Raw genomic sequence first — 19,939 nt, forward strand, 5'->3', positions numbered from 1 at the left:
GTGAGCGAATGATCCTATTTTTTTAGTAGAAGGTGCCAAGTGAGTAAGAATAAACGATCTGAATTATATGAGTGCGACATGGAGCGTGGTGAGATAAAAGACAATGCTTTGAAAGCCGCAGTAACGAGCAAGCTGTTTAAAACTCGAGTTGAGAAAGCTAAGAAAGGAAAAGGTAGTTATACGAGAAAAATGAAACATCAGGGAAAAGAGCCCTATTCAAAGGCCGCGTAATTGAGGTATTTGAATAGGGCTTTTATGTGCCTAGTTTTATCTGAGCAATTCACGAGCAGCTCAAGCCGCTAAAATTGTACAAATGGATAAAATGCCAAATGCTAACCAACAAGTGCTAGCTAGAATAGCTCACTTTCGGAGAGTAAATCGAATAAGCGGTTATTTGTCCTGCGACAATGGCTGAAAACATAAAAAATGCAGACAATCCAATACTCGGTATGGGTAGTATGGATTGAGAAAAAACGGATTGGCCAGCACTAACAAGGACTCGGCTACCGGGAACTAAGATAATTATCCCCTGCACAATGTAAATAGAGCCCGTTAAATCCATCTTCTTGGCCATCCAAGTCCCATAAAGTGTTATCAATACGGTAGTAACCCAAGTTCCTACAACCCAGCCTCCACCTAATTCAAGGTAAAATGGTCCCCACATACCGATCACTGCGACGGGCAAGCCTATAAGGATATCTATAGGTCTAGCATTAAATATTACACCAATAGATATTGAGAGTAAGAATAATCCTGTGATGTGCAGCCAAAGTGGTACTTCATTAATGTAGAACGTTGTAATACTAGGTCCCCATATTGACTCACCTACATTTAGCCCGATAACAATTCCGACAAAGAGTTTAATTAGTGTGAGACCACTTTGACCGAGCAATGCGGTACCGGAAACCAAATCATTAAAAGCTAAACATTCTAGTGAGTTTGCAATAGATAGCCCCGGAATGAAAAGCACAATTGCAGCGATACAGAGAGTCCAAGCCGGTACTGATAGTCCAGTACTGGCAACGAAGGCGACGAAAATACCACTAAACAAAGCGGCAAAGAACTCTACAGCTAATGCTCGCCGCCTTTGAAATGTAAGCTGACAGAGCCATACGATGAAGCCGAGAATTCCAGAAAGGAGCACTGCTTCGATCGTGCTGCCTACTAACATTAAGTATGCGGGTGGTATTGCTATATTTGCTAGAGCAAAGGTCAGTTTTGAGTAACAAGTTGCTGGAGAAATTGGCTCGTCACTAAGTTTGTTCACTCTTTGGATAGTGTTGACCAGTAGCCTCAAATTGATGGTGGCTGGCTTATGACGTTTCATGATCACTGCATTGTTTTCATCAGGAAACTGATAATTGACGGTTGTCGGGGTTGCTTGAACCATGACGTCGATGTTGTGCTTCTGAGCGTAATGTTGTGTGTATTTTTCTAGTTTGTATGGGGCGCACCCACTTCGATGAAGAGTATCTCCAATCTCCACGATTTTATTTATTTTGTATTGTGAAGGCATGTTCATAACGGCAAATTTTAATGTTGGCATAAAGTACCAGAGAGGGTCTTAGAACGCGAGTGTTGCGAATTTATTTGCCCACTAGGGCAAAATTTACATCCACAAGCGAGTGGCTTGAATAGATATATGAGCTTTTTCTCAATGATGGGGCGTTCGTTTAAGTTGGGATGTCATTCTGTATGTGGAATTGGCGATAGAAATATTTTTAATGGTTTGTGACAGCAGCCCAAATTACTGGTTGATCGAAGCGGTTAGTAGGGGGATAATTATGAAATATAAGATTTCGTTTATTGGTTGTGATGATCATTGTTGTTGTGAGGTCGAAAATGAAAGTAGCTCTAATTCTCATTGTCAGTCTTTTCGCAGGCTTCGTTTCAGCTGAGCACTGGCAGTCATACGTTCTTGGCTTGTCTATTGCGACATTAGCAGTTGCTAGTTGTTATTGGTTTGCTTTTAGAAGTACTAGGTTTCCAGAGTTAGCTTTGTTTCTACTGCTATGTGGTATGATGGCGAAGTTGATAGTTACTGTTGCCGGAGTAGCTTGGGGGCTTTCGGCAGATTTGATTACCTCCCCAATCGTCTTTGCGTTGTCTTATTTGTATTTCTCAATTATGGCAACATTCGTATGGTTTACATACAGAGATAGATTCCAAGCAAAATACTCTGAGAAGTTTTCTTAGAGAGTCATTACGGGTATTTTGTGGTGCAGTAGTTACATACTAAACTGGATCAAAGCCATATATCTAAGGCCGCGAGCGTGAAAGCTAGCGGCCTTAATGTATTAAAGTGTGATGAAATTTGAACTATTTGATATAAATATAGATTTTAAGTAAAAAAACGTAAAATCTCGCTAAACCATTACACGCATTTCTTTATACTCTTCATTAGGTCAGTAATTTGGTAAGGCACTATGAATAAACCCTTGTTTGCCTCTGCAGTTATCTCATTAGCAGTGGCCTTAAATTCACCAGTTTCACTTGCAAGTCCCACAATTATTCCATCTCCCCCTTCTCTGAGTGCTAAGGGGTATGTGTTAATGGATTACAATACAGGCGAAGTGTTAGTCGAGAAGAATGCTGATATTCGATTGAATCCAGCGAGTTTGACCAAATTGATGACGGCTTATGTTGCTGGGCAAGAGATGAGTAGCGGTAACATTAGCAAGGACGATGTCGTTGTTGTAAGTCGTAACGCTTGGGCAAAGAACTTCCCTGATTCGTCAAAGATGTTTATCGAGGTTGGGACTAAGGTTTCAATGAATGACCTTTATCGTGGTCTGATTGTTCAATCTGGTAATGATGCCAGCGTGGCGATTGCGGAACATGTTGCTGGTTCTGAGAAGGCTTTTGTTGGTCTTATGAACTCATGGGCGAATAAGCTGGATTTGGACAAGACGTCTTATACTAACCCACATGGTTTAGACAGCCGCGGCCTCTATTCGACACCTAGAGATATTGCTAAGTTGGGTCAAGCGATCATTCGAGATCTTCCTGATATTTATCCACTATATAGTGAGACAGAGTTCACTTATAACGGTATCACTCAATATAATCGTAATGGGCTTTTACGTGATAGGAGCTTAAATGTCGACGGGATGAAAACTGGCTACACAAGCGGTGCTGGTTATAACCTGGCTACATCAGCGACAAATGGCGATATGCGGTTGATTTCGGTCGTCATGGGGTCAAATAGTGCAAAAAGCCGTGAAATGGAAAGCAAACAGTTGCTTAGCTTCGGGTTTCGTTTTTATGAAACAGTTCAACCTAGCGAAGCTGGAGAAGAAATCGCGATTGCTAGAGTGTGGATGGGAAACAAAGATAAAGTGCCAGTGGGACTAGATCAGCAAGTTTATATCACGCTACCTAAAAGTGAGGCCAATAAACTGAATGCATCTATTGAATACAACTCTGATATTAGTGCTCCAATTCATAAAGGAGACGTGTTGGGAAAAGTGGTTTATAAAGTCGAGGATAAGGAAGTCAAATCTGCGAACCTTGTAGCGCTTAACAACGTAGAAGAGGGCAGTTGGTTTAAAAGACTCACCGACTGGTTTAAAAAGTGGATATCGACTTGGTTTTAGTCTAACTACAGAGTGAAGTAGCTAAGGATGTATTCTTGGCTACTTCATTACATTTATAGTTTCTTACGATCACCTTCATAGTAATTTACGAGCTATTGTACTGAATAACGACGGTTTTCTGTCTTATGTCCTTTTCTTTACAACATTGCTCTAAATATCACCGCGTATTGACAATACGAATTCGACTTTTCTCGACACTGTTCAATTACGATCATCTGTATTTTGAGTAAGTTAACCTTGATTCAGGTTAATTGAGAAAGTCGCGAGTTTCGAATGTATTGTGTGTTTTGTGGAGGTTGGTAGATGGATTTTACTCAAGAAGATAGAGAAGCATTAAATCAAGTTTGGATGTCGCAAAAAGCGAAAATGCGTTTAACGCAAATGGAAATGGTAAAACGCCTTGGCCTTTCCCAGCTTGAGTTTTCTAAATTATTACGTGGCGTTACTCCATTGTCGATGACATTTGTAAGTGAGTTTTGCGAGCAGCTACATGTTGATCCGCGTAAAGTGATTCCTTCGCTAGTGCAGAATAACCTAGCAACGCCTAAAGAAGTCCACTTAACCAGCAAAATGAGTGTTGATGGAGAAATACAACGCGCCTATATCGAGGGTAATAGCGTCATTGTTGAATATGTTCATCGCGCACCTTAAAATAGCTTCTAAGCGTAACCTGCTCTGAATTCAGACAAATGTTAGATAAAGCTTCACTAGTTAAACTTGCATCAACGACTATGCCTTTTGGCAAATACTCGGGGCGATACCTTATCGATTTACCAGAAGAGTACTTGCTATGGTTTGCCAATAAAGGTGAATTTCCACAAGGAGAACTAGGGGAGTTGATGCAGCTCTGTTTAGCGCTAAAAGTAGAAGGTCTTGATGGCTTAGTGAAGCCTCTCAAACCAACCCATCGCTTTCTCTAGTGGGAAGCAGTCATGTATAAGAAGAATGGAATAATCCAATGAACAAATTTTCTATCGATGGAAAAGAGTTGGCGTACCTCGATAAAGGTGAGGGTCCTGTAGTTTTACTAGGCCATAGCTATTTGTGGGATCATAAGATGTGGCAACCACAGATAGAAGCACTAAGCGAAAATTATCGCTGTATTGTGCCTGACTTGTGGGCACATGGTCAGTCGGCTTATGCCCCAGAAAGAGTTCGTAGTCTAAAGGATATAGCAGCAGACATGCTAGCTCTCATGAATCACTTGGATGTAGAGCAGTTTTCAGTCGTTGGGCTTTCTGTCGGCGGAATGTGGGGGGCAGAGCTTACATTACTTGCTCCTGAGCGAGTAAAAAGTCTTGTTATGATGGATACATTTGTTGGTTTAGAACCTGAGATCACCCATCAAAAATATTTTTCGATGCTAGATACGATTGCCAACGTTCAGATGGTGCCAGAGCCAATTCTAGAAGCTGTCGTGCCAATGTTCTTTGCCAAAAATGGTGCGGAAAAGTCACCTGAGTTAGTTGCAAGTTTTGCTAAACACCTTTCTTCTATAACAGGAGAGCAAGCAGTTGAAGTAGCTCGCATTGGGCGCATGATCTTTGGCCGCAGAGATATGATTGAAGATATTGAGAAGTTTGCGTTACCTGTATTGATTGCAGTGGGGCAAGAAGATATACCAAGACCGGTCATGGAATCATATCTGATGCAAGACTGTATAACCGAAAGCCAACTTGTAGAAATCCCACAAGCCGGACATATCAGTAACTTAGAGCAACCAGATATTGTCACCAGTATGCTTAAAGAGTTTCTCTCAAAGTATGCTTAAAACCATTGGCATATGTTAACAGCAGTCTGCGCAGGTTAGCTTGCGCAGACTATATGTGCACTTAAGATCAACTCTTCCTTCACTAGTGGAAGAAACCGACCTTCTGTTTTAAATCTGATGCTTGTTGTTCTAGGTCTTGAGCACTGTTTGCTGTTTGTGCGATAGTTTCGCGACTCTTACGATTCAATTCACTTATTTGTTGTGTGTCTTTGGCAACCTCTTCAGCCGTCGAAGCCTGCTCTCCTGAAGTTGTTAAAATAGTCTCAGCCTGATCGGAAATACTGTGTACCTGATTGGCAATGGCTTTGAGTGCTTCACCCACTCTTTGCGCTTTTTCAACTACTTCTGTAGCGTTGTTTTGACTTTGGCTCATTAACTCGACTGAACTTGATGTGGATGCTTTGAGCTGCTCAATAATAGTGACCACATCCTTAACAGAGTTCTGGGTACGTTGAGCAAGTGTACGTACTTCGTCTGCGACAACTGCAAACCCACGTCCTTGCTCGCCAGCTCTTGCTGCTTCGATTGCTGCATTGAGAGCGAGTAAATTGGTTTGTTCTGCGATTTCATCAATCATTTTGGTCACATTCTGAATACCTTCACTATCACTCTCTACTTGATGTATAGCATCGGAAGATTGCGCTAAATTCTCGTTTAAGGTGCTCATCCCTTGGCTCATGTTCTCAACCATATCGAGGCCAGACTGACTATCTTTATTTGCGAGCCGCACATTTTCTACGATGGTATCAACTTGCTCTGAAATTGATTTTGCCGATGAAGTCATCAAGTCGATAGAAGATACAACTCTCTCCACCTTACTTTGTTGTGAGTCTGCTTGCTGCAAGTTGAATTTCGCATCGGTCGCAACGCTCTGGGATTGTTCACTAACCACATCGCTGGTGGAAGAAATTTGTGCAACAAGTTCTTGTAACTGTTGTGCCATATCGGCAATACCGTTTCCAAGGCTCGTGATTTCGTTTTTAGTATTGTTAGGCCCTTTAGGTATCTCTATGCTCACTTCTCCTTTCGCTAGCCTCTGGACAAATTGATTGAGTGTTTCTAGAGGTTTCAATGTTTTACTTAGATAAATAGAGAGAAGAACCAAGGCAGTTATACCAACTACTGCTGCAGCAATGATTATTAGTCTCAATAGCGTTGCACTTTCTTTTGTGACTTCTTCTATAAACGTACCGCCTAACAACTTCCAATTCCAGCCGGGCACTTCGGTAAATACTAGATATTTCTCCGCACTGTTATTTTGCCCAGGGTACTTGTATGGATATTGAATAAGCCCACTTTGGGACTCGAAAATTCTTCCAAATGGTTTATTTCCTGCAGAGTCAGTGACGTCTTGGATACGCTTGTCGCGGATGCTTTGGTCTGGGTGCAGTAAAAAGTAGCCTCTATGATTTTCATCATTGTCTACAACGATTGTGTATCCTGTATCTCCCCACTTGATGTTGCCAAGAGAGGCGAATAAGTCTTGAGTCGCTTTCTCTATCGGTAAGCCGACAAAGGTGATTGCAATAATTTTCCCGGTCGCGCTTTTTATTGGTGCGTAGTAGGTGATGTATCTCTTACCAAACAGAGTGACATTGTTGTAATACTCTTCTCCATTACTAATTGCTTTGTAGCCAGGATGCTCAGGAGTTAGTTTTGCTCCCAGATTACGTTTGCCACTCGGATCTTTGAGTGATGATGAGACCACAATCCAATCACTTCCAATGGGAGCGTACAGAGAGGCTACTGAGCCAGTATCGCGAGTAAAGCTATCTACCAGCTTAGTGTCGTTTATTAAGCTTTCTCCATACTGAGTTAGGTTTTGAACACTTTTTCCCATAAAATCGACGGTATAGTCTTCTTGATATACCCCCGCTAAATAGCCATTTTTATAAGCTGAATCGAGTACTTTTGCCGTCTCTAGGTAGGCATTGAACTGCCCAGCTATAGTTTCAGCTAAAGCCTCAATTTTTGATTGGTGAGATGCTAAGGTTTTGTCTAATAGAAGAGAGTATGCGTTGTTGTAAACTAGAGCTGCAATGCCCGAAAAAGCGAAAAACAAACACAATGCGATGACAAATTTCAATTGAATAGCAACACTTGCATTCTTTAAGCGATCCAACATGGTTAATTCCGTTTTAACGTTGTATTGGGTTGAGTTTGAATTGTGGATACACAGCATAAGCTTTCTTAGCCACCCATTACTCTACTATAGACTAAATTAATAAAGTCATTGCGTTAGCGATTCTCTTTTCTCCAATAGAATATTTACTCTCTGCCTCTACAAAACCCACAAAACTGTTACTAAATTGTTGTCACAAAACTGTCAGTGATAACCATTGATTAACATGGGGTTATTGGTGATTTGAGCGTAGTGAGAATACTAAGCACAAGTGAATGTTAAGATATATTGACATCGTCCCAGATGAAAATTCTAAATATTATAGAAACTTACCGATATGTAGTTCATTTTTTATGTGCTGGAAAACTCCAGCCTTCCCGCAGTGGAATTTGGGAAGTTAACTAACAATTATTAGGAAATAAAAAAATGAAATTAACTCAACGTCGCATACTAGCTGTCGCTATAGGTTCTGTGTTCGCTTTTTCTGCCAATGCCGCTGAGATGGTAAAAGTGGAAGACGGTGCCCTTCTACAGCAGGGACTTGCAACAGCACACAGTATTGCTCCTTCAGAGCTTGGGTTTAAAGCGAAAAAAACGATTGTCTTACCAAATGGGGAAACCAAAGTTCGCTATCAACAAACCTACTATGGTGTGCCGGTATTTAATACGTCAGTTGTGGCAACTTCAACGGAGTTAGGACCAAGAAAGGTTTATGGGCGTATGTTGCAAGGCATAAACGCTGACGTAGCGACGATATCCAGCCAAATAAACAATGATGAAGCGATGTCCATTGCTAAGCAAGCCTTTGAAAACAAGACTTTAATAGCAAGCGAAAAGGAAGTGTATCAAAATGAGCAATCAGAATTGATGGTCATGCTCGATGAAAACTCTGATGCTAAGTTAGTTTATAAAGTTAACTTTTTCGTGGAATCGGATACGCCTTCAAGGCCGTATTATTTTATTGATGCTAACTCTGGTGAAATATTAAAAACATGGGAAGGCTTAGCACATAGTGAAGAAGCTGGAACAGGACCCGGGGGCAATATTAAAACTGGCCAATATAATTACGGCGAAGACTACCATGGGTTTACGGTAAGCAAGAATAACTCGACTGGTAAGTGTACTATGGAGAGTGCGAACGTTAAAACTGTAAACATGAATAATCGAGTATTCGGTAGCAAAGCCTACAGCTACACTTGCGCCGATTCTTCAAACTACAATGACTATAAGCAAGTCAATGGTGCTTACTCCCCTATAAATGACGCTCAGTATTTTGGCCAAGTAGTATTTGATATGTACAACGATTGGCTAAAAACGTCGCCTCTGACATTCCAGCTTACAATGCGTGTTCATTATGGTAGTGATTATGAAAATGCGTTTTGGAATGGTTCTTCTATGACATTTGGCGATGGGAAAAATACGTTCTATCCATTGGTTGATATAAATGTCAGTGCGCATGAAGTTAGCCACGGTTTCACTGAGCAAAACTCTGGTCTTGTTTATTCAGGAATGTCTGGTGGTATCAATGAAGCCTTCTCTGATATTGCTGGCGAAGCCGCTGAATATTATATGAAAGGGCAGGTTGATTGGGTTGTTGGTGCAGATATCTTTAAGTCAGAAGGTGGTCTACGTTATTTTGATCAACCGTCAAAAGATGGAAAGTCGATTGATGACGCATCGGATTACTATGACGGAATCGATGTTCATTACTCTAGTGGGGTGTTCAATCGTGCATTTTATCTGTTAGCACATATGAATGATTGGGACGTGCGCAAAGGTTTTGAAGTGTTTGCGGTTGCTAACCAGTTGTATTGGGCGGAAGACAGTAATTTTGATCAAGGAGCATGTGGCGTAGCTAAAGCTGCAACCGATATGGGTTACAGCGCCTCAGATGTTGTTTCTGCATTTAACCAAGTAGGTGTCAACGCAAGCTGTTCATAGTTAAAATGTTTTATTGGAGCTCACTAAAGTGGGCTCTAATAAAATACAGCTAACCAGATGGTTTCGTTCTCTGGCTGAGTCCAATGTACACGATGTTTAGTGTGAGCAGGTATATTGACATAGTCTCCAACATTTAGGGTTAACTTCGACTTGTCTTCATACTCAATCACTCCAGAACCAGATAAGACAACCACCCACTCGTTTTCATCTTGATCGTACCAGTAGTCATCTGGTGAGCAGTGTCCTTTGGAAACAATACGTTCTATGCGAATGTTTTTTGAGCGAATAAGTTCTTCGAATACTTCTTCTTTTAGGTTGCTTGGTAGGTCAGTGAGTAAGTTCATGATTTTATTTGTCACTTTGAGGCGAGTGCTTCGATTATATACAGAATGTACTCATCTTAACCAGTGTTCTCAAGTGATTGAGCAACTTGACTCCAAGCTTCAAACATATGTTTATCAAATAGATAGAATTCTATCGTTAACTCTGAATACTTTGCGCGGGAACATTCAGTTAAAGCGATTTGTGCTGCTTCTAAAATGGGGTAGCCGTACACGCCACAAGATATTGCAGGAAAGGCGATACTTTGGCACTTGTGATGAAGAGCAAGGTTAAGTGAGTTCCGGTAAGCGGAGAGAAGAGTTTTCTGTGGTGTGTTTGAGCGCATATAAATTGGGCCGACGGTATGAATGACATACTGAGTACTGAGCTTGCCTGCGGGTGTGATTTTCGCTTCGCCAAAAGGGCAGCGCATTCCATGACTTTCTTTAATTTCGAGGCATGCGGTAAGCAATTCAGGGCCAGCGGCTTCATGAATCGCGCCATCTACACCGCCACCTCCAAGCAAGCTTGGATTGGCTGCATTCACAATCGCATCGACATTTGCTTGTGTGATGTCGCCACACAATAACTTTATCGCCATAGGTAGGCTCTACCATTGAATAATTTGACCATTTTCAAATACCATTTTTGACTCTACGAATTGGGCGGTAATAAAGATATTGTCTCGCTCGACTGCAGTACTCTCAGCAATTTGACCGGCGATAGTGCTCATAATAATCGAAACAGTTTCTTTACTGTGTGTATTAGGCAGTATCAAATCAACCACAATTGGGTGTGTGCTTTTGGTTTGAACTGGAGTAGTAGTTCCTGAAACCGCAAATCCATCAGACTCAAAAAAGCTCCAACTGCACATGACATGTTCAACATCAATGTCAATTGCTTGGCTTACTGAGTATGAAATGCTTACTACAATCTCTGATAATTGTAATGGTGGGTGGAATGGGAGAGATTGGACTTTTATTACTGGCATAGAGTTTTAGCCTTATTAAAAACCAGAGTCAGGTTGTTTGAGAAACTCAATTTCTTCTTCAGTACTAGTTCTACTCAATATCTCATTGCGATGAGGGTATCGGCCAAATCGGTCAATGATGATTTTGTGCTTTACCTCAAAATCTAAATTAGTTTGGTTGCCTAACTTTTCGAATAATCTCATAGCTTCTTCATGGATATGAGGTGATTCACTGTGCATAAAAGGCATATAGAGAAAAGTTCGTTCGGTAGGGTTGAGTTCCAAGTCTGCACCTAGAGCAACCGCTTCTTGTGCCAATGCAAGTGCGAGTGGGTCTTGTGAGAAAGATTGGCTTTGTCCTCGATATATATTGCGGGAAAACTGGTCCAATACAATAATCTCAGCTAAACGGCCTCGAGCAGTTTTCCGCCACTCAAAAAGTTCACACTTTCCCGCTTGTGACAGTAGAGACGAAAACCGTGTCCGTATCAAATCGTCGAGATCGTTCTCGTTAGCAAACCACTGATTTGGCTTTAGCTCGTTGAACCAAAAATTTAAAACATTTTCATACATATACGTTCCAATACTTGGCTGTGTTTAGTCAAATTCTAGACGAGGTTTTAATTTTCAACTAGGTTTATAGGAAGTTTAATCCAGCTTGAAGGACTAGCATGCAGTGGTTGCGCATCGATGTAATAAAAGGACTGATATATGTATTGATGTTAGTGAGTACTATCGTTGGTGCTGAGGAAAATAAATTCTCCGATTTGGTTTTTTATACCGAAGACTATCCTCCTTCAAATTATTCAGAAGATAAAGTGGTTAAGGGGTATGCCGTTGATATATTGGTGGCTTCAGCCAAAGCTGTTGGGCAAGAAATTAAGCCGAACCAAATCACTATTTCACCGTGGTCATTTGCTTACAAGGAAACATTAACCAACCCAAATGCTGTGCTGTTTGCCACTACGAGAACAGGTCATCGTGAAAACTTGTTCAATTGGGTTGGGCCAATTGCTGACGTTAAACTTGTACTTATCGCCAAGAAAGACTCGCACATCAAGATAACGGATCCTATTGATATCGCACAATATACAATCGGCGTTGTTAGAGATGATATCGGTGAACAAAAGCTGCTCTCATTGGGCGTGCCAAGGGCATCAATGAGAGAAGCGCCATACATCACGCGCTTAGTTCAGTTATTGGTAAAGAATAGAATTGATTTGCTAGCGTTTTCAGAAAGAGGCCTTTACTGGTGGGCAGCGAAACATGGAGTAGACGCAAGCGAGTTTGAAACAGTCTATACCTTAAATAGGGGTTATTTGTATTACGCGCTTAATAAATCTATTGGCCCAGAGGTTGCGAGTGAATTGCAAAAAGGGATTAATAGAATAAAATCAACCAAAGGTGAAAATGGTATTTCACTATATCAAAGCATATTAGATAAATACCAATAAGTATGCTAATGCCACTTGTTTATTCTGCTTCAACGGTTTGTTTTATTTGTGCTCGCTTAACGAAAAATGGGTTGTTATACTTTTTAGCGGAGCCCAATTCTGACACTACCAATTTATTCCATAGCGCTCTATCGAACTTTCCTTCTGGAATTGAAGGGTACAAGGTTTCTTGTTCTTCAATAGCGTATCGTAGAAATTCTTTTAGTTTTATCTGATTGTACTTTTTGGCAACTCGATTATGTTTCTGAATCCATTCTTGTTTGAATTCGATCAACGCTGGTTCAGCTTGGTCGAGAGGCATTGTGGAGAGGTAAATTCTTTTATAAGCGACTTTGCGGTCAATCAGAGCGCGCATGGCCGTTTGAATATACTTACCATGGTGAGTAATAGAGATATCACTACTATCGAACAGATTAACAACCCAACCAGTTGGCGACAGCATTTTGGACTTAAATTGCTTGTTTCGCACTTGTATGGCCTGATGAAGCACGATATCCGACGTGCCTCTAAAGGTTTGTTGCCACTTACCGATTCGGATTTGAATTGAACCTGGCAATCGATAGATATTGGTGAACTTATCTTGACTCATTTAATTACTGCACAATTTTACTAGAGATAAATGGCAAGCGCTTTATTTATCTGTTGATATCTTACATACCAGATTAAACCATTCGGTATGCGGTACTTTTTCTCGGTTCATACTGCGTGTAGCTATCAGGCAGTTGATACTATCTTGCAACTCGAATTCCCCACTGTCTTTGAGGGAGATCTATTTTTATTAGATATTTGGGTGTTCCCGTTGCAGCGCACCTCTCAAATGACACACTTTCTTGATTCAGGTACGAGATCTGAGTTAGTTGGCTCAAAACTGATTGCGAGTGAATCAACCACTACCCAGTGAAACTGGTCCTATTATTTTACATTTGATTGCTATTGTACAGTACTTAGTGGTTATGTGTATTAAGTTGCCTTCTAGCGAGGGTCTATTATATATAATGCAATTATTATGTTTGTGTCATTTGACTGTAATAATTTTGTGATTCAACTTTAAGGTATATTTCATTTTTAATTAAATGGAATATAAAGTTTTCAATAAAAATAAAGTTTTCAATACAAATAAAGTTGTTTCACATCCTTTTACTTTATCCAAAACTAATTTACGCCATATTAAGCCATGTACTAATATTTCTGGCTAGATGTAGTATTACTCATGGACATTATAACTAAGAAAACAAACACAACTGCAAAGGACATAGTTAAAACTTTCTACTTTGTGAATGCCTTGTAAACCAAATCAGATACTTGGGGCTTCATTGGCTTGTCCCCGCTCTTTTTGCTGAGCAATCAGTATTTTTTCGTGTGCTCTAAAAAACGGCAAATAGAGGAAATAGGCATTGATCATGGCGAAGATCACCATCAACGCATTGGCAATACTTCCATTGGATGCCCAAGCCGCACCGATAGGAGCAGGTACAGACCAGGGGATCATGGTGACGACTTTCGCTAGGACTCCAGCAGAAGTCAAATACCAAGCAATCGTTGCGTTGATCATGGGCACCAGTACAAAAGGAATGATAAATATCGGGTTCATGATAATAGGAAAGCCAAACAAAATAGGTTCGTTAATGTTAAAGATAGAAGGAATTAACCCGACTTTACCTACGGAGCGCAAGTGCGCAGAGCGACTTTTCATTGCTAGATAAATGAGTGGAAGAGTGGATCCAACGCCACCAATCAAAATGAAAAAGTCCCAAAATGCGGGCAAATAAATATGCGGCAGTGCCTTTGCTCCTGCTTCCATTGCATCTTGATTCGCTAGTAAATTGGACATCCAAAAAGGATTCATAATACCTGTCACTACCAGTGAACCGTGAATACCAACAAACCAGAGTAATTGACATATCAAAATCGAAATCAGCACGGCGGTTAAACTGTCGGATGCCATGATTAGCGGATGAAAAATTTCTTCTATTAACTGGGGAAAGTGCAAGCCAAACTGGTTAGCAATAAATAGATTGAATGAGGAGAGTGTAATCATGACTATCATGATGGGGATGATTAGCTTAAAGCTTTGTACTGTCATAAGTGGTACATCATCTGGCATCGAAATGTACCACTTTTTATGAATACATAGCCGAATGACTTCAACAGAATAGAGGCTGGCAATAAGAGCTGTGAAGATGCCAGCACCCCCTAAATATCGCATGCTTTGAACCGTGGGATCAGACATGCCCGCCAACATTAAAAATGCCATACAGCCTGTTAGCCCAGACATTCTCTGTGGCAGCTTGTACTGTTTTGCTAAGCTGGTTGCGACTCCAAATGCCACAATTAAGCCCACTACACCAAGGGTCAACTGATAGGTTGGTAAAAGCGTTGGTCGCAATGATAATGCGAGCTTTTCCCACCACATAGCAAACGTAGAATTAGGAGTAGAAAACGGAGGAAAAATAATCGGAACAAACATGCAGCCAACAAAAATGAATGGCATAGCGAGTTGAAAACCATCTCTAAGCGCTGAAAGGTAAACGTTTTGTGCCAGCTTGCGAGCGATAGGGGATAAATACTGCTCTAGTTGAGAAGTAACAATTCTAGCCAGCGAATGGTTCATGTTCGTTCCTAAAATAAACTTATAGTGTCGCATCATATAAAAAAGCGTCTCGCTACTGAAGCGATACCATCGACAATACTGCCAATTTCTCAGTTTACCGATTTGATATTGGACGATGGGAGCTGCTTATTGCCAAGTTCGGCAGCCTTGTTGTGATTCAGTTCACGGATTTTCTATACCTTTTAAAACCAAGAAATCGCAGCATTTCCCTCAATGAATACATCCAGATCACGAAAATTGAGCGTTTTACGTGAATATTGATGATCGTGCTCACGCCTGGTTGGAAATTTATTGGAAACCGGTTTCCAATTGTTTCCTTAAGGCGCATATTGTTAGCACAAACCAATAAGGGAGTACCTGAAATGAAAAAAATTATGCTTTGCTGTTCGGCGGGAATGTCGACCTCATTACTGGTAAAAAAAATGGAAGCTGTGGCTAAAGAGCGTGGTATCGACGCGGAAATTAAAGCTTATGGAGCCTCAGAATTTAGTAACCAAGTAGGTAACTATCAAGTTGTGTTACTTGGTCCTCAAGTGAAGTACATGCAGTCTGACTTGCAGAAACAAGCCGATAAATTTGGTATCAAAGTTGAGCCTATCAATATGATGGATTACGGCATGCAAAAGGGCGACAAAGTTTTAGATTTTGCTTTGGAATTAATTGATTAGAAGAAAGAAACAAATTGAGCTTTGACGCCAATTGGCTTTATTTAATCCAGAAAACTTGGGACAAATATTATGAGTGCTTTGTACGATAAAATGGTCAACGTGATTGAGCGTAAAGTAACGCCAATTGCAGGAAAACTTGGCCAACAAAAATACATTACCTCAATTCGCGATGGGTTTATAGCAGCACTACCATTCATGATTGTCGGATCATTTATGTTAGTGTTTATATTCCCTCCATTTTCATCCGATACAACATGGGGTTTTGCACGTGCGTGGCTAGACTTCTCAGAGGCTTACCGTGAGCAACTAATGTTGCCATTCAATTTGAGTATGGGCGTGATGACTATATTCATATCTGTTGGTATCTCGGCAAGCTTGGCAAAGCATCATGATTTGGAACCAGTAACAGCTGGACTGCTTTCTCTCATGTCATTCCTATTGGTTGCTGCCCCACTCAAAGACGGCGCTATTTCAATGCAGTACATGTCTGGGCAGGGCATCTTTACTGCTATTATCTGTGCGATTTACTCGACTGAAGTTTACGCTTTCTTAAAGCGCAAGAATGTTACGATTAAGCTGCCACCAGAAGTGCCAACGGGTGTGGCTCGTTCATTTGAGATATTAATCCCGGTATTGGCTATCATCATGACACTTCACCCACTGAATCTATTTATTGAAGCGGAAACAGGAATGATTTTGCCTGCTGCAATAATGTCACTGTTACAACCTTTGGTATCTGCTTCTGACACATTGCCTGCTGTACTGCTAGCTGTGCTAGTTTGCCAAATATTATGGTTTGCGGGTATTCATGGAGCGCTTATTGTAACCGGAATCATGAACCCTTTTTGGATGGCGAACCTGTCAGCCAACCAAGCGGCCATGGCTGCAGGTGAAGCGATACCACACATCTTCGTTCAGGGCTTTTGGGATCACTATCTTCTTATCGGTGGAGTAGGGTCTACGCTTCCACTGGCTATTTTGTTAGTGCGCAGCAAAGCGGTTCACTTACGTACCATTGGTAAAATGGGTATCGTTCCGGGCTTTTTTAATATCAACGAGCCGATTCTGTTTGGTGCGCCAATTATCATGAACCCAATGTTCTTCCTACCGTTCATTTTTGTTCCGATGATTAACGCAACGCTGGCGTGGTTTGCAACAGATTTAGGGTTACTTGAGCGGGTGGTTTCTTTGACTCCTTGGACAACACCGGGGCCTATCGGAGCTTCCTGGGCTGCTAACTGGTCATTCGCTCCTGTCGTAATGTGCTTAATTTGTATGGTTACAGCAGCGATTATGTACCTACCTTTCCTTAAGGCTTATGAAAAACAATTGCTTGAACAAGAGCAGTTGGAAGCTAAGGAAGAATCTCAAGCAGCACCAGTTACAGCTTAGGCGATAGAGTTTCAATAAATACACTAAACCTATCAAAGCATTAAGTTATTCAAATTTCATGGGTGCTCTGCACCCTATAAAGGACAATTAAATGAAGTATCAATTTCCACAAAACTTCTATTGGGGCAGTGCAGCTTCCGCGACGCAAACTGAAGGTGAGGCTTTTCAAGCTGGTAAAGGAACCAATATTTGGGATCATTGGTATCAACAAGAGCCTAATCGCTTCCATAATGGTGTGTCTGCAACGGAAGCTTCAACTTTCTATAGGAATTACCAATCTGACATCCAGTTGATGAAAGATATCGGCCATAACAGCTTCCGAACTTCTATTTCTTGGTCTCGCTTGATTCCAAATGGTGTAGGAGAAGTGAATCGAGAAGCAGTCGAGTTTTATTCGAATGTTATTGATGAACAAATCAAGCAGGGAGTCCAACCGTTTATTTGCTTATTCCACTTCGATATGCCGATGGCAATGCAGGAAATAGGCGGCTTTGAAAACAGAGAAGTACTAGATGCGTACGCTAACTTTGCTGAAACTTGCTTTAAGCTGTACGGTGATCGCGTAAAGCATTGGTTCACGTTCAATGAGCCAATTGTCCCTGTAGAAGGTGGTTATCTGTATGATTTCCACTACCCAAATGTTGTGGATTTTAAGCGTGCGTCGACGGTAGCTTTCCACACAATGCTTGCTCACGCGAAAGCGGTCGAGAAATATCGCGCTTTGGATCAAGATGGTCAGATTGGCATCATTCTTAACTTAACGCCTTCGTATCCTCGTTCACAAAACCCGGCTGATTTGAAGGCTGCCAATATTTGCGACTTGATGTTTAATCGTAGCTTCCTAGACCCTGCAGTGAAGGGTGAATACCCTCAGGAATTGGTCGAGCTACTGAAGCAACACGATCAAATGCCAGTCGTGGAAGTCGGCGATTGCGAACTAATTGCGAAAGGCAAAATTGATTTGCTTGGTGTTAATTACTATCAGCCTCGCCGCGTAAAAGCGAGAGAGAATGCTGTGCATCCGGAAGCTCCGTTTATGCCTGAACATTTCTTTGATTATTACGAAATGCCCGGACGTAAGATGAACCCTCACCGCGGTTGGGAGATATATGAAAAGGGTGTCTACGATATCTTAACTAACCTTAAAGATAACTATGGCAATGTCCCTTGCTATATTTCAGAGAATGGAATGGGTGTTGAAGGCGAAGAGAAATTCTTGGTTGATGGCCAAATACAAGATGACTACAGAATTGACTTTATTAAAGGGCATCTGAAGTGGCTTCATAAAGGCATAGAAGAAGGTGCAAACTGTTTGGGCTACCACCTATGGACGTTTATCGATAACTGGTCTTGGTGTAATGCTTACAAGAATCGCTATGGTTTCTATCAGCTAGATTTGAAAACTCAGAAAAGAAGCGTGAAGAAAAGTGGTGAATGGTACGCGGGCGTATCCAAAGCAAATGGTTTTGAAGACTAAGGAGAAGATGATGGATTTAGAAGAGCAAGTAATGGGCATCATTATCAATGCCGGTCAGTCAAAAAGCTTGTGCTATGAAGCCTTAAGGTGTGCAAAGCAAGGCCAATTTGAAGAAGCTGAGGGTTTGCTTAAAGAAGCACAAGAGTTTGCCAATCAAGCTCACCTTGTTCAAACACAGCTGATTGAGCAGGATGAAGGTGAGGGCAAGACCAAGATGACACTAATCATGGTGCATGCTCAAGATCATCTTATGACTTCCATGTTAGCGAAAGAGCTGGTGACTGAATTAATAGATGTTCACAAGAAAATAGCTAAGTAACCAGTTAAAACACCGAGCCTTGGCTCGGTGTTTACATTTACAAAAAATTAAAAACAACCGCCAACATTTTACGCTACAATTGAAACCGCTTTCCGTATATCCTACAAGATAGATATACCCCCTCAGTTGAACTTTAAACGGTTAGGTAAGTTTTAAATGGCAACCATTACTGATGTATCTAAGCTTGCAAAAGTTTCAAAAGCCACTGTTTCTCGAGTAATGAGTGGTAGCCGCGGTGTGAAAGAGGCAAGTCGCGATGCAGTGCTAAAAGCAGCCGAAGAACTAAATTATAGACCCAACGTAGCCGCGCAGAGCCTTGCCACGCAGCGCTCAGACTATATCGGTGTGATTTTATCCACCACTGATGCTGGTCAAGTTTCTACGTATTTACCTCTGTTTGCCAAATCGCTAAAACAGTTGGGTAAGCATATGCTGGTTAATTTTGCTGACACACCTAGTGAATATTTAAGAATTGTCGACGAGTTAAATAATCGTCATTGCGATGCAATTATTGCAATTGGAGGAAATCTCCCCAGCACATTGGACGACAATATTATCACTATAGATAGTGGAACCAGTAGCGATCACAGAGCGATTGGTTATGACTACAGCTTCGCCAGCGAGAGTGCTTGTCGTTATTTATCGAGCAAAGGACACTCAAGTATCGCTGTTGTTTTAGAAGATGAAGGCTACGCATCCCAACAGGTTCTAGATGGTTATAAGACGTCCTTGCAGAATATGGCTATGCCAGTTAATCGTCAGCTTATCGTCACTGCTTCTAATGGAGCAGAACAGGCGATATTGTCTCTATTAAATAGTTACTCGTCGTTCACAGCCCTAGTAGTAATGAGAGATAGCCAAGCTGCAATTGCGATGAAGTTACTTAAAGACTTCAATCTGTCTACTCCACAAGAAGTGTCCATTGTTTCGTTAGAAGATTCAGCTTTGGCCAGTCAACTGACTCCACCTTTAACCTGTATAAGTTATCCATCAGAGAAGCTGGTGAATGAAGCGATTGCAGAGTTAAGTGATTATTTGAATGCTAGACCTGTGAACTCAAAACCGCTGCTATCAGGAAACCTTGTCACAAGAGACTCGGTGGTGAGTCGTAAATAACTTTCCCTAGTGGCTGGTAACTATCCAGCCATCTTCATATCTCGTAATGCCCGCAAAACTTTCGTTCCATAGCAACTATAGTGGAAGCTAGGTGAATTGTTTTGACTTGTTACTTGCGTTGATTTTTCTAACAAGCCACGTATATTCCACTACTAACAATTACAATGAAATATTAGTTTGG

At 41.2% G+C, this 19,939-nt stretch carries 20 protein-coding genes and 1 pseudogene; 13 read left to right on the forward strand and 8 right to left on the reverse strand.

All coding sequences use genetic code 11. The features are described from left to right. Positions 1 to 78: 78 nt before the first annotated feature. Positions 79 to 231, forward strand: coding sequence for an alternative ribosome rescue factor ArfA (gene arfA, locus L7A31_RS01795; protein ID WP_237360730.1), 153 nt, complete (start codon positions 79 to 81; stop codon positions 229 to 231). 115 nt (positions 232 to 346) lie between these two features. On the opposite strand, the gene L7A31_RS01800 is transcribed toward arfA, so the two are convergent. Further along, positions 347 to 1,516 (reverse strand): threonine/serine exporter family protein, encoded by a 1,170-nt coding sequence (locus L7A31_RS01800; RefSeq protein ID WP_237360731.1) that lies wholly within the window; start codon positions 1,514 to 1,516, stop codon positions 347 to 349. Positions 1,517 to 1,842: 326 nt separating this feature from the next. Here L7A31_RS01800 and L7A31_RS01805 point away from each other — a divergent pair, with 326 nt between their 5' ends. The 5 genes from L7A31_RS01805 (at position 1,843) to L7A31_RS01825 (ending at position 5,367) form a co-directional block, all read left to right on the forward strand. Beyond that, positions 1,843 to 2,196 (forward strand): NADH:ubiquinone oxidoreductase, encoded by a 354-nt coding sequence (locus L7A31_RS01805; protein ID WP_237359781.1) that lies wholly within the window; start codon positions 1,843 to 1,845, stop codon positions 2,194 to 2,196. Between the two features lie 230 nt (positions 2,197 to 2,426). Further along, positions 2,427 to 3,596 (forward strand): D-alanyl-D-alanine carboxypeptidase family protein, encoded by a 1,170-nt coding sequence (locus L7A31_RS01810; protein ID WP_237359782.1) that lies wholly within the window; start codon positions 2,427 to 2,429, stop codon positions 3,594 to 3,596. Between the two features lie 303 nt (positions 3,597 to 3,899). Continuing rightward, positions 3,900 to 4,247, forward strand: coding sequence for a helix-turn-helix domain-containing protein (locus L7A31_RS01815; protein WP_237359783.1), 348 nt, complete (start codon positions 3,900 to 3,902; stop codon positions 4,245 to 4,247). A 38-nt stretch (positions 4,248 to 4,285) separates the two neighbouring features. After that, positions 4,286 to 4,516: a DUF3820 family protein gene (locus L7A31_RS01820; RefSeq protein WP_237359784.1), complete on the forward strand. Its 231-nt coding sequence runs from the start codon at positions 4,286 to 4,288 to the stop codon at positions 4,514 to 4,516. A 38-nt stretch (positions 4,517 to 4,554) separates the two neighbouring features. Then, complete coding sequence (locus tag L7A31_RS01825; protein WP_237359785.1) at positions 4,555 to 5,367, forward strand: alpha/beta fold hydrolase; 813 nt, start codon at positions 4,555 to 4,557, stop codon at positions 5,365 to 5,367. 82 nt (positions 5,368 to 5,449) lie between these two features. Here the strand turns inward: L7A31_RS01825 and L7A31_RS01830 are convergent, their stop codons facing one another. Further along, entirely contained in the window at positions 5,450 to 7,492 is a 2,043-nt protein-coding gene (locus L7A31_RS01830) for a methyl-accepting chemotaxis protein (protein WP_237359786.1), read from the reverse strand. Positions 7,493 to 7,915: 423 nt separating this feature from the next. Between L7A31_RS01830 and L7A31_RS01835 the strand changes: the two are divergent. Then, positions 7,916 to 9,424: pseudogene (locus L7A31_RS01835) on the forward strand (M4 family metallopeptidase); the annotation flags it as partial. Between the two features lie 41 nt (positions 9,425 to 9,465). Here L7A31_RS01835 and L7A31_RS01840 read toward each other — a convergent pair. Genes L7A31_RS01840 through L7A31_RS01855 form a run of 4 tightly spaced genes read right to left on the reverse strand, consistent with a single transcriptional unit; the run spans position 9,466 to position 11,294 of the window. Then, positions 9,466 to 9,774 carry a cupin domain-containing protein gene (locus L7A31_RS01840; protein ID WP_237360732.1) on the reverse strand — a complete coding sequence of 103 codons (309 nt, stop codon included), beginning with the start codon at positions 9,772 to 9,774 and terminating at the stop codon, positions 9,466 to 9,468. 56 nt (positions 9,775 to 9,830) lie between these two features. Further along, entirely contained in the window at positions 9,831 to 10,352 is a 522-nt protein-coding gene (locus tag L7A31_RS01845) for an O-acetyl-ADP-ribose deacetylase (protein WP_237359787.1), read from the reverse strand. Between the two features lie 9 nt (positions 10,353 to 10,361). After that, positions 10,362 to 10,742: a hypothetical protein gene (locus tag L7A31_RS01850; protein ID WP_237359788.1), complete on the reverse strand. Its 381-nt coding sequence runs from the start codon at positions 10,740 to 10,742 to the stop codon at positions 10,362 to 10,364. A gap of 15 nt (positions 10,743 to 10,757) precedes the next feature. Next, positions 10,758 to 11,294 (reverse strand): DUF924 family protein, encoded by a 537-nt coding sequence (locus L7A31_RS01855; protein ID WP_237359789.1) that lies wholly within the window; start codon positions 11,292 to 11,294, stop codon positions 10,758 to 10,760. A gap of 98 nt (positions 11,295 to 11,392) precedes the next feature. Between L7A31_RS01855 and L7A31_RS01860 the strand changes: the two genes are divergently transcribed. Continuing rightward, positions 11,393 to 12,175, forward strand: coding sequence for a substrate-binding periplasmic protein (locus tag L7A31_RS01860; protein WP_237359790.1), 783 nt, complete (start codon positions 11,393 to 11,395; stop codon positions 12,173 to 12,175). Between the two features lie 19 nt (positions 12,176 to 12,194). Here the strand turns inward: L7A31_RS01860 and L7A31_RS01865 are convergent, their stop codons facing one another. Beyond that, a complete protein-coding gene (locus L7A31_RS01865; RefSeq protein WP_237359791.1) occupies positions 12,195 to 12,764 on the reverse strand; it encodes an MSHA operon transcriptional regulator in 570 nt (189 codons plus the stop codon). 705 nt (positions 12,765 to 13,469) lie between these two features. Further along, positions 13,470 to 14,786, reverse strand: coding sequence for a PTS sugar transporter subunit IIC (locus L7A31_RS01870; RefSeq protein WP_237359792.1), 1,317 nt, complete (start codon positions 14,784 to 14,786; stop codon positions 13,470 to 13,472). A 362-nt stretch (positions 14,787 to 15,148) separates the two neighbouring features. Here L7A31_RS01870 and L7A31_RS01875 point away from each other — a divergent pair, with 362 nt between their 5' ends. The 5 genes from L7A31_RS01875 (at position 15,149) to L7A31_RS01895 (ending at position 19,758) form a co-directional block, all read left to right on the forward strand. Next, positions 15,149 to 15,454: a PTS sugar transporter subunit IIB gene (locus tag L7A31_RS01875; protein ID WP_237359793.1), complete on the forward strand. Its 306-nt coding sequence runs from the start codon at positions 15,149 to 15,151 to the stop codon at positions 15,452 to 15,454. Between the two features lie 69 nt (positions 15,455 to 15,523). After that, positions 15,524 to 16,846, forward strand: coding sequence for a PTS sugar transporter subunit IIC (locus L7A31_RS01880; protein ID WP_237359794.1), 1,323 nt, complete (start codon positions 15,524 to 15,526; stop codon positions 16,844 to 16,846). Positions 16,847 to 16,937: 91 nt separating this feature from the next. Continuing rightward, the gene (locus L7A31_RS01885; RefSeq protein WP_237359795.1) at positions 16,938 to 18,323 is read left to right on the forward strand and encodes a glycoside hydrolase family 1 protein; all 1,386 of its coding nucleotides are present in this window, start codon (positions 16,938 to 16,940) and stop codon (positions 18,321 to 18,323) included. A 10-nt stretch (positions 18,324 to 18,333) separates the two neighbouring features. Then, positions 18,334 to 18,642, forward strand: a complete 309-nt coding sequence (locus tag L7A31_RS01890; protein ID WP_237360733.1) for a PTS lactose/cellobiose transporter subunit IIA — start codon at positions 18,334 to 18,336, stop codon at positions 18,640 to 18,642. Positions 18,643 to 18,798: 156 nt separating this feature from the next. Beyond that, entirely contained in the window at positions 18,799 to 19,758 is a 960-nt protein-coding gene (locus tag L7A31_RS01895; protein WP_237359796.1) for a LacI family DNA-binding transcriptional regulator, read from the forward strand. Positions 19,759 to 19,939: the final 181 nt, after the last annotated feature.

It is taken from the genome of Vibrio marisflavi CECT 7928 (assembly GCF_921294215.1).
Lineage (GTDB): Bacteria > Pseudomonadota > Gammaproteobacteria > Enterobacterales > Vibrionaceae > Vibrio > Vibrio marisflavi.

Excerpts from the sequence above, each read along its gene's own strand:
- arfA (WP_237360730.1), top strand. The coding sequence starts at position 79 with ATGGAGCGTGGTGAGATAAAAGACAATGCTTTGAAAGCCGCAGTAACG.
- L7A31_RS01800 (WP_237360731.1), bottom strand. The coding sequence starts at position 1,516 with ATGCCTTCACAATACAAAATAAATAAAATCGTGGAGATTGGAGATACT.
- L7A31_RS01805 (WP_237359781.1), top strand. The coding sequence starts at position 1,843 with ATGAAAGTAGCTCTAATTCTCATTGTCAGTCTTTTCGCAGGCTTCGTT.
- L7A31_RS01810 (WP_237359782.1), top strand. The coding sequence starts at position 2,427 with ATGAATAAACCCTTGTTTGCCTCTGCAGTTATCTCATTAGCAGTGGCC.
- L7A31_RS01815 (WP_237359783.1), top strand. The coding sequence starts at position 3,900 with ATGGATTTTACTCAAGAAGATAGAGAAGCATTAAATCAAGTTTGGATG.
- L7A31_RS01820 (WP_237359784.1), top strand. The coding sequence starts at position 4,286 with ATGTTAGATAAAGCTTCACTAGTTAAACTTGCATCAACGACTATGCCT.
- L7A31_RS01825 (WP_237359785.1), top strand. The coding sequence starts at position 4,555 with ATGAACAAATTTTCTATCGATGGAAAAGAGTTGGCGTACCTCGATAAA.
- L7A31_RS01830 (WP_237359786.1), bottom strand. The coding sequence starts at position 7,492 with ATGTTGGATCGCTTAAAGAATGCAAGTGTTGCTATTCAATTGAAATTT.
- L7A31_RS01840 (WP_237360732.1), bottom strand. The coding sequence starts at position 9,774 with ATGAACTTACTCACTGACCTACCAAGCAACCTAAAAGAAGAAGTATTC.
- L7A31_RS01845 (WP_237359787.1), bottom strand. The coding sequence starts at position 10,352 with ATGGCGATAAAGTTATTGTGTGGCGACATCACACAAGCAAATGTCGAT.
- L7A31_RS01850 (WP_237359788.1), bottom strand. The coding sequence starts at position 10,742 with ATGCCAGTAATAAAAGTCCAATCTCTCCCATTCCACCCACCATTACAA.
- L7A31_RS01855 (WP_237359789.1), bottom strand. The coding sequence starts at position 11,294 with ATGTATGAAAATGTTTTAAATTTTTGGTTCAACGAGCTAAAGCCAAAT.
- L7A31_RS01860 (WP_237359790.1), top strand. The coding sequence starts at position 11,393 with ATGCAGTGGTTGCGCATCGATGTAATAAAAGGACTGATATATGTATTG.
- L7A31_RS01865 (WP_237359791.1), bottom strand. The coding sequence starts at position 12,764 with ATGAGTCAAGATAAGTTCACCAATATCTATCGATTGCCAGGTTCAATT.
- L7A31_RS01870 (WP_237359792.1), bottom strand. The coding sequence starts at position 14,786 with ATGAACCATTCGCTGGCTAGAATTGTTACTTCTCAACTAGAGCAGTAT.
- L7A31_RS01875 (WP_237359793.1), top strand. The coding sequence starts at position 15,149 with ATGAAAAAAATTATGCTTTGCTGTTCGGCGGGAATGTCGACCTCATTA.
- L7A31_RS01880 (WP_237359794.1), top strand. The coding sequence starts at position 15,524 with ATGAGTGCTTTGTACGATAAAATGGTCAACGTGATTGAGCGTAAAGTA.
- L7A31_RS01885 (WP_237359795.1), top strand. The coding sequence starts at position 16,938 with ATGAAGTATCAATTTCCACAAAACTTCTATTGGGGCAGTGCAGCTTCC.
- L7A31_RS01890 (WP_237360733.1), top strand. The coding sequence starts at position 18,334 with ATGGATTTAGAAGAGCAAGTAATGGGCATCATTATCAATGCCGGTCAG.
- L7A31_RS01895 (WP_237359796.1), top strand. The coding sequence starts at position 18,799 with ATGGCAACCATTACTGATGTATCTAAGCTTGCAAAAGTTTCAAAAGCC.